Genomic DNA, 12,829 nt, shown 5'->3' with positions numbered 1-12,829 from the left:
CATCACAAGAGCCCAGCCCTGTACTTTGTTCTGGTGGCGGCAGTCATGCCCTTCCCCTGAACACGTACGGGGCTATATTGTGCAATGACACACCACAGAATCCGCAACATTACTATTAAGGAGACATCATGGCATTAACCAACGCTCAGTATGACGCTATAATGCATGAATATGAAGAAAGGCGCTCTCTCCACAGGCAGGAGCTTGAGGACAGACAGCGCTATGTTTATGACAACGTTCCAGGTTACAAGGAACTTGAAGACGCCATAGCTACCACAAGTGTTAACTTTGGCAAAAGACTTCTCTCTGGCGAACGTCTCGACAGATCTGCTCTTAAAAAAGAAATTGCAGAACTTTCCAGACAGAAGCTCACTCTTTTAACCGAGGCAGGTTTCTCTTCTGATTATCTTGATATGGGCTATACATGCCAGGACTGCCAGGATACCGGTTATATAGGAAATGAAAAATGTCACTGCTTCAAACAGAAGATCATTGAAGCTCTTTACGATAAATCCAACCTTAAGATAATGACAAAATCCGCTAATTTTAAGCTTCTCACCGATAAGTATTACACTGGCGAGGACCTTAAAAGATTTCAGGGTGCCGTTCGTACTAGTGAAGATTTTGTTAAGAATTTCAACTCTGACTACCAAAATTTATTCTTTTATGGTACAGTTGGTACTGGCAAATCATTCTTATCGATTTGCGTTGCCAATGAATTACTTAAGAAAGGGCATTCAGTCATATATTTTAGTTCCCTGGGGCTATTCACAATGCTTTCAGAATATGCCTTTGACTACAAGGCCAAACAGGAACTTCACGACATCTACGAGGATTTGTACAATTGTGAACTTCTTATCATCGATGACCTTGGAACGGAACGCGTCAACAGTTTTGTGCTATCGGAGTTTTTCTCCTGTATCAATGAACGTGATATCAGGAAGAAATCAACTATCATAACCACAAACCTTTCTCTTGAAGACTTGCAGGCTATCTACTCGGATCGTATTGTTTCGAGAATTGTGAGCAATTATAAACTTCTCAAACTAACAGGTCCGGATATTCGTAAATTAAAGAAAATTGCAAAAAAAGAAAGTGAGGATTTGCAGTAATGCCAAAAAGAGAAGAGAAACGTAATCTGGAGACAATTCCTGTAGGATCACTTGGAATTATCCCACTTAAGGGTGTCAAGCCACTTGCAGAAAAAGTCGATTACTATCTCGTAAAATGGAGAGCTGAGAGGGAGAACGAACACAAGGGGAGTCTTGCATTTACAGGCTATGAGCGTCCATCTTATATTTTGGATGCTGAGGTTCCAAGATTTGGTACCGGAGAGGCCAAGGGTGTTATCAGAACTTCGGTTCGTGGAGATGACCTCTATCTTCTAGTTGATGTATGTAACTATTCACAGACATATTCTCTTTTTGGTCAGGAGAACCACATGTCTCCTGATGATCACTATCAGGATCTAAAAAGAATTATTGCCGCTGTAGGTGGTAAGGCCAGACGTATCACAGTTATCATGCCTTTCCTCTATGAGTCCAGACAGCACAAGAGAAGCTCAAGAGAATCTCTTGACTGCGCTATCGCTCTTCAGGAACTTGTAAACATGGGTGTTGATAACATTATCACCTTCGATGCACACGATCCTAGAGTTCAGAATGCTATTCCACTTAACGGATTTGAAACCGTTCGTACCACATATCAGTTCATCAAAGCTCTTTTGAGAAACGTTTGGGATCTCAAGATTGATTCAGATCACATGATGGTTATTTCTCCTGATGAAGGCGGAATGGGCCGTGCAATCTATCTTGCCAGCGTACTTGGTCTCGATGTAGGTATGTTCTACAAGAGACGTGATTATACACAGGTTGTTGATGGACGTAACCCTATCGTTTCACACGAGTTCCTCGGAACAAGCGTTGAGGGTAAGTCAGTTATTATTGTTGATGATATGATTTCATCAGGAGAATCTCTTCTTGATGTAGCCAAGGCTCTTAAAGAGCGTAAGGCTGCCAGAATATACGCATTCTCAACCTTTGGTCTTTTCACCAGCGGACTCGAGGCATTTGACGAAGCTTATGAAAAAGGTCTCATTGACAGAGTTCTTACAACAAACCTTGTATACCAGACTCCAGAGCTCTTATCCCGTGAATGGTATATTAGCTGCGATATGAGTAAGTATATTGCTTACCTTATCGATACACTTAACCATGATGCTTCTATCAGCGATCTTCTCAATCCTGTAGAACGTATCAACAGCATTATCGAGAGATACAACAGCGGAGAACTTCGTGCTTCACTTGAAGCAGAGAAAAAGCTCTGATAAGAATAATTTGATTAATCAAGAAAGTCGCCCATATCATGAGCGACTTTCTTTTTTATTCCCCTACATTATATATTCGAAATTATTTGGAAAATGTCAGTGAATCTATGATCATTGCCATGCGATCAGAAACTTCTATATCAAGAGCTTCATCTCCACTATTATGGCCAATCAGCTCAAATGTGAGTGATCCATCCATATAGTCTCTTGAGATAGAAGTCATGTAAAGGCCTGAACCTTCTTCAGCGGGAGGACACATTGCCCAATAGCCGGTAACATCCTCTGTTCCCGGGAATATACCATCTGATGTAACAGCGTTATCTCCGTACTCTTTGGCATATTCATTTCTTATCTCTGCTCCAATATGGTCACAATCATAAGTAACCATCACCATATTTGTTCCGGCACATTCTCCGGTATATACAATAGCAACCTTATTACCATCCTGTGTTATATCAAAAAGCTTAGGATCGTACTTGATGCTCCATCCATTAGCATCGTTATAAATATAATCACCATCACTTGCATAATTAACTGCGTCAAATGTATCAGGATCAACATCAGGAAGATACTCAAACACAAGTTCAAGCTTCATATCATCGTCGTAATGACCATAAACAAAGCCATCCTCTACAGAAGTGACAATAAATACATCTTCTATAGCATCAGCATTCCCAAAAGAGAATTTTACCTGTCCATCTTTCTGTTCACAGCTAAAGGGAACGCCGGCTCCATTAGCACTCTCCTCTGTATGTCCCCAGCTCTCATCATTAAAAACATAGAAATAGTTTTTTGGTGGATTCTCGGCGTCCTTAGAATAATTCGCATAGACGCCTTTTTGGAAGTAAACTTCTTTTTCTTTATCGGCTTCAGCATCTGCTGCCAATGCTACAGGCTCGTCGGCAATTGATTCCAGCATAGAAGCCTCTTCTACAGCTCCGTTCTCTGAAACATCCTGTGCCTCTTCGCTACCACAACCTACAAGTACCATTGCTGAAAGTGATGCTGCCACAGCAATAGTAAGGATCTTACTTACTACATGCTTTCTCATAATAGTTTCCCTCCTAATATTTTTTCACTACCTCACCCCTCATGTGAAATAATGTTTCAACGCTATTCATATTACACTACTTTCATGCACAATAAAATTAAACAAATCTAAAATAAAATTTAAAACTTTATATATTCATCCCACCCCTCCCACCATTGTAAAAAGCCCCCTCTCCCCACATCAGCAACGTCTTTCGCTCACGCATGAGGTATTTTCTTACCACTCCTGCCGTGATTTCATGGCCTTACAAATTCAGCCTTCTATTCTATGGCTCAAAGGACTCACATCCTCGGCCCGATTTCAAACAGATGTTTTCGCGCGGCGAGTCTGAGATGGCAAATGCGATTTTCTAATGTTTCCATGGCATTTTTTCACGATGCATGCGAAGCTTTGTTTGAAGCAGGACGGAAAGATTATACTAACAAATGAAAATGACATATGATGCGTAGCATCTATAAAAAGAGAAAGTATCAACTTCTTCAAGCTAGCTTGGAAGATTGATACCTTCTCTTTTTTACGCCCGCTTAGCGGGCTATGTCATTTTCAATTAGAAACAACCATCCGTCCTGCAAGTTTAGCTGAGCATGCATCAATAAAAGAAAAAATGCGGAAACATCTAAGAAAATCTGCATTTGTCAGTGACGAGCTGGTGAAAACACTATGCGAATAAAGGGCCGTCGGATGCTCAAACATGTTGAGCCATAAACAAGAATATCCGGCTGAATTTGTAAAGCTCATGAAATACCCCGGCACTCACAAAGGCGCGAAAATACCTCATTGCGAATCGCTTATTTCCCTGCTGATGCGGGGGCCCGAGGGTGCGGTTAATCAGTGCATGTGATGAGGTTTTTGATATCTAGTAGGGTTGGGACGCAGGCATATAGTTTAGTACTTAGTTCTTCATCGGGCTCTGTAAGGTCTGGAACCATTATTACGTTACAGCCGGCAAGATATGCACTGGTGACTCCGTTTGGTGAGTCCTCTACTGCAAAGGTCTCATCTGGAGAGAGTTCCAACTGCTCACAGGCATATGCATATATATCTGGAGCAGGCTTACCTAGTTTAACCATATCGGAGCATATTATCCTGTCGAAATAGTCGAATAATCCGAGTTTGTTAAGATAACCCTTGGTCCTCTCATAATCATTTGCTGTAGCAATACATGTAAGAATTCCTTGCTCTCTTAGCCATACGAGAATTTCCTTAGCACCTGGCTTAAGAGGAATTCCCTGCTCCTTGATAATATCAACAACCAGGGCTTTCCTATATTCTCTGACCTTGTTGTAATCAAAATCCTGGCCAAACCATTCTTTGAACTTCTCAGGTGCAAAAGGTCTTCCAAGAGATCTTAGTTCTAGGGGCATCCAGGGCTCACATTTATAGCCGAAATGAGCTAGTGCCTCAGGCCATGCCTTTTGATAGAATTTCTCTGTATCTGTCAGTGTGCCGTCCAAGTCAAAAATAACGGCCTTTATATCTTTTTTCATAGAATTGTTCCTTGCTGTTAATATATTTAGATTATTGGACCAGGTCCTCGTATATGGAGCGATGTATCCTTACAAACATTTAAAGTTCATAGTATTCAGCATTAATATATTTGGTATCATCCTCGAAGGCTGAAGGAGCTGTATTATCATAGCTTTCCTCTGCCCCGCTTCCAAAGAGGTTTCCAAATAATGATTTTATACTATCTGTTCCTATAAAAGCAACGTCGCTGGATACAGAGCTTACCGCAGCTTTTTGTTCGCTTGTACAGGTGACTTTGGCGCAATCTCTAACCTTAAGCCTCTGCCTGATAAGTTCAGGTGGTACATCCTTATCAATCTTGAGAAGAGCACAATCTCTTACTATTATTCCGCTCAACGCATCCTCAAGTGTACCTTTATCTATTGTTGCTATTGCCACATCCTCTATAACTTTACCTCGGCTGATAATAAGCTTGTCGCATTGAACATATATCTCTTTTAACATCTGCTCACAATCAGCATCAGCAGTAATGTTGCCTTCTACGATAAGTGATTTGATTCTTCCAAGAGCTTCTTTGTTGCTCGCAGAGATATGTACATTTCCGATAATATAAAGACTCTCCCCGTTAGTATCAACAAAGTTTGAATCAATCTCATTCTGATCAGCGACAACAACGCTGCAATCATCAGGAATTTCAACTATTTCAGCCTCTATATTAAATAGCGGAATTGCTGTTTCAATGTGGCTCTTTCTGATATACACCTTCTCTGTGGAAAACTTTATATTTTTTTCCACAAGCTTGCCAAAATCAATTGTAATATCTGAGTCATAAATAAAACTGGCGGCATAATATCCGCTATTTTCAGGCACTCTCATAGGAAAATACTTATCCAGTTTGTACCTGTTCTCAAGAAGAACATATTCATCCGGGTAAGCTTTGGTCATTCCATTGATGGTCAGTCCCGGAAGAGGCAAAAGAGCTGCTATTGACTTAGGGCACAGTATAAGTCCGTTTACAGTAATCCTGCTAAACTTTTTAAGTGCTTCCTGAGAGCCCGGCGCAACCTTGAGCACGCCATTTATCACTATAGCTGTTCCATCGGCTACACTTGATTCAGGTGTAATTTCATAAATTCCATTTATATTTATATTTTTGTTTGGGCCATCCTCGCTCAGATCCTTGCTTCTTACTTCCTCTGCCTTGATGTTGAATGGAAGTCTGTTGAGCACTTCTTTGCTCCTGTCGTCTACAAGCAGTTCCTCAGTGTAGATCTTGATCTGGCTAAATTCCTTGTAATTCTCTTCATTGATTTTTCTGGCATCACAAGTTTCACAATTGATCCTAAGCTTCATCTTTCTCCTCCTATAACATATCCTTTAAATGTTTTCTTGCTTCGTGTAATTTACTTCTGACTGTTCCGGGTGGAAGTCCTAGCAGCTGTCCTATCTGCGTTGACGAATAGCCGTCAAAACATCTAAGAACCAGAATCTTTCCTTCAAGTACAATATTAAAAATTGCGGAGTGCGTCAAAACAGCACTCCGCCAATATTTACAATACAAGATGTAGTTTTAGAATCCAAGATTGTCATTAACAAGAATTACATGAATTCTGTCTTTGTGTCTTGAAAAGCGTGTTATGAGGAACTGACAGCAGATAGTATCCGGAGATTTACAATTCATGCAAGAACCGGTCTTGGCACACGGTGTATTAAGCCCAAAGCGCTGTACATTGATAGGTGCAGCAACATTTCTCGCTCTCTTCATAGCGCCGTCAATGTCATCGCAGATCTTGTTCATGCCGACAATAAATACTACCTTTTTGGGCCCCTGAGCTATCATAGAAACCCTGTTGGAATTACCATCAATGTTAACGATCACTCCATCTTCTGTCATTGCATTGGCACTTACAAGGAATACATCAGCATCGTATCCTTTAAGCATCGCAGCTCTCTTTTCCTCAGGAGTCTTAGCTGTCTCTCTGTCTATAAAGTTGTAATTGCCATTCTTAACAGCTTCTACAAGTCCGATCTCATGAGCACTCATAGCTCCGCCCATAGTCACACTGCTGCCCTCAGGTATAAGCTCAAGAGCCTTCTTAAGAGCTTCCTCTTTATCAGCTGCATAGTAACCTGACATATTTCGTGACTCAAGCCCTGCAATAACCTTTTTTGCCAACAGTTCATTTCTCTTTGTAATGTTCTCGTTCATGCCAATCTCCTCCTATTTATCATTGGGAATCACATTCTCAAAATATCATCAGATTCCTCTAAAGCTCATAACAAAAGTAAGCTTTTCATCGTTTGGAAGCAGGAATTCAGGATGTGTCTTGGCTCCCCATGTGTCATCCCCCGCTATTCCCATCTGCATACAACTGCAGCGTACAATAGTCTTGGTTACGCGTGGAAGCTCATAAGGATGATCTGCTGCCTCCAGTTCATCCGGCAAATATGGAATAGCGCTGAAATTCATGGTATCCGGTGCTTCGAACAACAGGCCTCTTCCCCTGTTATCAGTTACCTTAGCCCATCTTACTCCTGTCCTGTTTCCTGTTTCCTCAGGAAGCAGATACTTCTCCATAGCTTCTGTGGTTGTAGTATTGAATATTCCAAGCTTAGCTCCTCTGTTCCTGTCCACATAATTCTCCATAGGGCCATTTCCGTAATACTCGACCTTATTGAACTCAGGACTAAATCTAAAGAGCATACCAAATTCAGGCATTGGAGTAAGTCCCTTAACAGGCTCGTATTCCTCTTTGATCCATACTCGTCCATCCCCTGTAACTGTATAAGTTACAAGAACAGATGCTGCAGGAGTTGTAGGAAGATAGAATTTGCACACTACACTGACACTGTTCGTATCCTCAATAACCTTAGGATACTGCCACCTCTCTTCCATACTGCCGTTTACATATCCTGTAGATTCCTCATAAATAGGCGCTGTTGAAGCGTATGAACTTGCAATCTTCCACTGAGCATATCTTCCTGCCAGATTATTTCCCCTGTCATTTTCTACAGGAGCACGCCAGAAGTTTGGTCTTGGAAGTCCAAGCCCCTGTATCAGCTCTTTTCCGCCATAATTATATGATGTAATATTGCCCTTATCTCTTGAGAACATTACGCTAAAGTGATTTCCCTTAACGCCAATATTATAGTCACCCTTTATCACCTTGAGCGGTGCGCAGCAAATGGATGTAGAAGCTGCAAGTCTGAACACTCCCTGACCAAAGGCTACCTCGTGTCCTCTCTCTGCCCATAATGAATCATCGCGAAGTCTGAAGGAAACGGTTACAACATACTCATCAAGCGGGAATGGGCCGTTTTCGTTATAGCCTTCAACTCCCATAACTGACATTCTTGCTGTTATAGCCTCAGGAAGCTCATACTCTTTTTCTGAAAGAGGCTCTACAGCTGTAGCCATGTGCTTTTCAAGAAGTTTCTTGCCGTCTCTTTCAAGAATTACCAGGCAATCGTACTCACTTGTATTTGTGAAAAGAGAATTGTTAACAACTTTAACCTTGTCTCTTTCTACAGTTACCCTGATGTTCTGATAGTTGAACTTAACATCCTGCATCTTGGCATAAGGTTCACGATCAGAATTAACGATACCATTTCCACTAAAGCTATAATCTGTCGGTCTCTCTCCATGGTCTCCACCATAGGCCTGATAATCTTCGCCAAAGCAGTTCTTGGCCCTAATTGTCTGATCTATGAAATCCCAGATAAATCCGCCCTGATAGCGGGGTTCTCTTTCGGCAAGATCAGTATACTTGAACATTCCGCCAATGCTGTTAGCCATGGCATGTGAATACTCGCAGCAGATAAAAGGCTTCTCAGGGTGCTCTGAGAGGAACTTCTCAATAGCCACAACAGGAGGATACATCTGGCTCTCCATGTCACTGGTATCATTGTAAGTTCTGTCATGACAGATTCCTTCGTAGTGTACAAGCCTGTCAGGATCAAGTTTTCTGAACAACTGAGACATCTCATAAGGAACTTTGCCTCCGTGAGACTCATTTCCGATAGACCATATAAGCACTGAAGGATGGTTCTTATCAAGCTGATATGTGGAATTGATCCTATCAAGCATCATCTCCATGCAGTTCTCTCTGCTGCCCGGAATTGCATAGGGAATTGCTGCCTCATTTCCAAGATGTGACCAGCTTCCATGTGACTCCAAGTTATTCTCGGCAATCATATATAAGCCGTAAATATCGCAAAGTTCATAAATAGCCGCAGAATTCTGATAATGACTGGTTCTTATGGCATTTATATTATTTCTTTTCATTGTGATTATGTCTTTGAGTGTATCTTCATAAGAAACAACACGTCCGCTATCGCAGGAAAATTCATGTCTGTTGACACCCTTAAACACAATTCGCTTGCCGTTTATCAGCATAAGGCCATCTTTCATTTCAAAGCGCCTAAAGCCAACATTCTGGCTAACTACTTCGAGAACATTTCCATCCTCGTCTGTAACTTTTATAACAAGCTGATAGAGTTGAGGATCCTCAGCACTCCACAACATAGGAGATGTCACCTTGTCTTTTACCACATTTTCCGTGCGATCACCAGGTAGTTCCACTTTGCCCCATACAACAGGGTGATTGTTTCTATAAAGCTTGTATTCCAGATTGCCCTGTCCTGAAGTCTTATAAGTAACCTCAAGCTCAGCCTCTGTAAACTCATCATTTAAAAGAGTTCTGATCTTAACGTCCTCAAGATGTGCTGATGGAATAAGCTGCAAAAAGACATTTCTATAAATTCCTGAAAATCTAAAGAAATCCTGATCCTCCATCCAGCTTGAAGATGTCCACTTAAACACCTGAACAGCCAGCTTATTTACACCCTCTTTTAAGAAAGGGGTAAGATCAAACTCTGAAGGAGTAAATGTGTCTTCGCTATATCCGACATAATGGCCATTGAGCCAGAGGGCATAGCCGCTTTCAACGCCATCAAATACCACATGAACTGTCTGTCCATTCCACTGGACAGGAAGATTAAAATACTTAACATAACTTCCAACAGGATTAAACTCCTCCGGAACCTGCCCAAGCTCTATCTTCTCATGTCCATCCCACGGATACTGAACATTTATATAGGCCGGAATGTCATAGCCTTCCATCTGCATGTGGGCAGGAACATGTATATCATCCCAGAAATCGCAGTCATAATCCTCTTTTTCAAATCCAGGAACTACTGCTCTGTAGTTCTTGGCATAATGAAATTTCCACAATCCGTTTAAAGAAATCCTCAGTGATGTATCTCCCTCAGCAAGCTCATCCTCAGTCGCAAAGCTCACAAAATCTCCATGAGCAGGGAGCACATTGTCTTTAAACACTTCCGGATCAGCAATAAAAGAATACTCAAATTTATCCATTAGTCTTCCTCCATAATGTAGGTAATAAAATGATTACCGTTTTCTTCGAAAAGCTTCTCTGAATCATTCATTCCATATTTGTATACAGCGCCGGTAGTAGGATTCATCAACACCGTATTAAGATCATTAAAACCGATGATCAGAACAGCTGTACCGTCATTTAACATAGCCATTACAGGAATGTCTTTGTTGGTATAATACAACATAGCTGACATTGGGCACCCATCAAGATCAAGTATCCTTGCATCCGGGAGCGATGATTCAAGTATCTGATAAACACTGTCTCCGCCCGCAAGAAGCGATTCAACATTTCTGTTAACACCCTCATAATTAAGTATCAGATCCAGACATACTGATACAGGATCCTTACTTGTCATATTTGGATATATTTCCGCAGATCTTGTTATTGACATGTTCTGATTGGATCTCAGAAGATTTCCTTTTATCCAAACATATTTATTATTATCACCTACTACAGTTCCCGGAGAACGAAAAGCAAGTTTCACTGCCTCAGCAGGATCACTGTATATCCCCTCTATTCCCATGAGACCATACACATAATAAAAAGGCTTCTCATCTGCATTTCTCTTAGTATCAATATTTACGTCCCTGTCGCCTTCAAAAAGAGTCTGAGCCGGGGTAAGAACTCTTATCTGCTTGGTCTTTATCTCGCTCTTGGTTGAAATCTGAACTATCTTTTCATATATATCAACAGAAACTACAGAGACAGTATTACTTCCCTTCTCTGCCTTCAAAGTACTCATGATCTGGTCATCATAGGTACTGATATATTTTCCTGCCTCCTCATCCTTGACAACTCTCGTCATCCTGATCTGATTATCGCTGATAGATACTGAAGTTACATAAATGCCATCAGGGTGATAATTCTCTAAGATATTGCCATCGCCATCCTGAATGAGAATATTGTACATAGCATATACTGGATTTCCCATCTGGTCATTGAGAACATCCGATTCATGCACGAGACCATAAACCATGTCCTCTCCCATGAAGCCCAGTACCCTGATCAGATCACCATTTTCTGCTGTAACCTCAGATACAGTCTTGGTTCCAAGATTCATCATATTCAGACTCTTAAGATCATCGCTCTGCCAGGCAATAGTGTTCATTGATTCAGAAATCTTGTATTCTCCCTGTCCAATGTCATCCACAACTGAAGTAGATGTCCTATCATTTAAGTCTATCGCATATATATTCTGATCAAGCATAACGTAAAAGACATCACTGTTATTTACATAAGCTATTGTATCCACATACTCCATCAGAATCTGCGGATCACTCTTACTCTGAACAAAAGCCTGCTCTTCAACTGCATTGATGGTAGCGTTATAGTCATAGACAGCTATTCCCACCTGGCCTTCATGCGTGCCCCTGTTCATATAACCGGCCACAGCAAACTTAACATTTCCGGCCTCATCGACCTTGAGAATCTTGATGCAATTCTGATCCCATCTGGTCCTGATATCATTGTTGTTATCATCGTAAAAGCCAAAAAGATAAGCCAGTCTGTTCTCAGAATTGTTGAGCATATAGAGTCTGTTCTCAGAAACAAAAGCAAATGCACTTCCGCTACTACTCTCAACGAGCTGTAAATCAGGGTCTGAAATACTAAGGCCGATCACATTTTTGGTAATGGAAAAAGATTTAGTATCAAAAATATAATTAACAGTCCTCTCGAAGTTGAGAAGATATATTCTGTCACTGGTAAACCTTAGTCTGTATGCCTCACATACATTATAGGTTTTATTGAGAGCCCCTTCTTTAATACTAATCTGATATTTCAGAAGATAGCTTCCCGTCTGACCATGTATATCTGTAACATAGACCTCAGGATCTGAGTGGTCTACAATCTGAAGATCCCCCCATGTAACCTGATTGAAACTGCTATGAATGTTTACTTTGTTAAAAGAAGTATTGTCTCCCTCTGAATTAGATTCAAGATATCTGGAATATTCTGATGCCGCTTCTTTATCAAAAGTAGCAATGCTAAAATTTCTGACAAAATCTACTTCTTCATCAATATGATATCTGCTCTCATCGTTAGTCCATACAATCCTTGAATAAAACCTTGCCCTGCCAATCTCTGTATCCATCAGCATTACCAGCATATATTCCGAACCTGAAGAGATCAGATCTTTGAGCTGAAAAGAACCTGTTATAGTATCTTCACTTTCTTTGTAATCCTGAAGATCAGTATTCTCAACAAGACCGCTGCCATCTATATTTCTAACTTCAAAACTCAGGTTGGTAACCTTCTGGCCATAGGTTTTTATCTTGTAGTTAATATCTCTTCCACTACCTATAGGGAAAATAGTTCCCCTGATGTGGCTGATATCCATCTCTTCAAGATAGCCGTGAAGCGGGCTGACTTCTCTGTAATTACTGACAAACGAAACTGTTGGCAGAGTCGCCTCAGACATCTGCGCTGTCATATCCGCATTATCGCCAGTTGAAAGCCTGCTAATAATTAAAACCGCAATTACGAATATTAATATGGCATATATTGATTTAAATATAGTGAGTTTTACTGATTTTCCCTGCATAATTGACTTTCAATTTGAATAATAGTAAGATTTTTGTAATACAA

At 40.8% G+C, this 12,829-nt stretch carries 9 protein-coding genes; 2 read left to right on the top strand and 7 right to left on the bottom strand.

Going from position 1 to position 12,829, the window contains the following annotated elements; genetic code table 11:
- The first annotated feature begins 128 nt into the window (after nt 1-128).
- Both BPR_RS01500 and BPR_RS01495 read left to right on the top strand, forming a co-directional pair.
- Nucleotides 129-1,112 carry an ATP-binding protein gene (locus tag BPR_RS01500; protein WP_013279692.1) on the top strand — a complete coding sequence of 328 codons (984 nt, stop codon included), beginning with the start codon at nt 129-131 and terminating at the stop codon, nt 1,110-1,112.
- Nucleotides 1,112-2,326, top strand: a complete 1,215-nt coding sequence (locus tag BPR_RS01495) for a ribose-phosphate pyrophosphokinase (RefSeq protein ID WP_013279691.1) — start codon at nt 1,112-1,114, stop codon at nt 2,324-2,326. The genes BPR_RS01500 and BPR_RS01495 overlap by 1 nt, the downstream gene beginning before the upstream one ends.
- Nucleotides 2,327-2,408: 82 nt before the next feature.
- Here the strand turns inward: BPR_RS01495 and BPR_RS01490 are convergent, their stop codons facing one another.
- From BPR_RS01490 to BPR_RS01465, 7 genes are all read right to left on the bottom strand, one after another.
- Nucleotides 2,409-3,377 (bottom strand): hypothetical protein, encoded by a 969-nt coding sequence (locus BPR_RS01490; RefSeq protein WP_013279690.1) that lies wholly within the window; start codon nt 3,375-3,377, stop codon nt 2,409-2,411.
- Between the two features lie 824 nt (nt 3,378-4,201).
- A complete protein-coding gene (locus BPR_RS01485) occupies nt 4,202-4,864 on the bottom strand; it encodes an HAD family hydrolase (protein WP_013279687.1) in 663 nt (220 codons plus the stop codon).
- 79 nt (nt 4,865-4,943) lie between these two features.
- Nucleotides 4,944-6,197, bottom strand: a complete 1,254-nt coding sequence (locus BPR_RS01480) for a hypothetical protein (RefSeq protein ID WP_013279686.1) — start codon at nt 6,195-6,197, stop codon at nt 4,944-4,946.
- 10 nt (nt 6,198-6,207) lie between these two features.
- Nucleotides 6,208-6,375 carry an RNA polymerase sigma factor gene (locus tag BPR_RS21590; RefSeq protein ID WP_242662176.1) on the bottom strand — a complete coding sequence of 56 codons (168 nt, stop codon included), beginning with the start codon at nt 6,373-6,375 and terminating at the stop codon, nt 6,208-6,210.
- 39 nt (nt 6,376-6,414) lie between these two features.
- Complete coding sequence (locus tag BPR_RS01475; RefSeq protein WP_013279685.1) at nt 6,415-7,053, bottom strand: lactate utilization protein; 639 nt, start codon at nt 7,051-7,053, stop codon at nt 6,415-6,417.
- Nucleotides 7,054-7,101: 48 nt separating this feature from the next.
- Nucleotides 7,102-10,221 carry a glycoside hydrolase family 2 TIM barrel-domain containing protein gene (locus BPR_RS01470; RefSeq protein ID WP_013279684.1) on the bottom strand — a complete coding sequence of 1,040 codons (3,120 nt, stop codon included), beginning with the start codon at nt 10,219-10,221 and terminating at the stop codon, nt 7,102-7,104.
- Complete coding sequence (locus BPR_RS01465) at nt 10,221-12,674, bottom strand: hypothetical protein (protein ID WP_143754242.1); 2,454 nt, start codon at nt 12,672-12,674, stop codon at nt 10,221-10,223. Before BPR_RS01465 ends, BPR_RS01470 begins: the two co-directional genes overlap by 1 nt.
- Nucleotides 12,675-12,829 lie beyond the last annotated feature (155 nt).

Origin of the sequence: Butyrivibrio proteoclasticus B316, assembly GCF_000145035.1 — a bacterium.
GTDB lineage: Bacteria > Bacillota > Clostridia > Lachnospirales > Lachnospiraceae > Butyrivibrio > Butyrivibrio proteoclasticus.
This window is presented reverse-complemented; position numbering and strand designations above follow the sequence as displayed.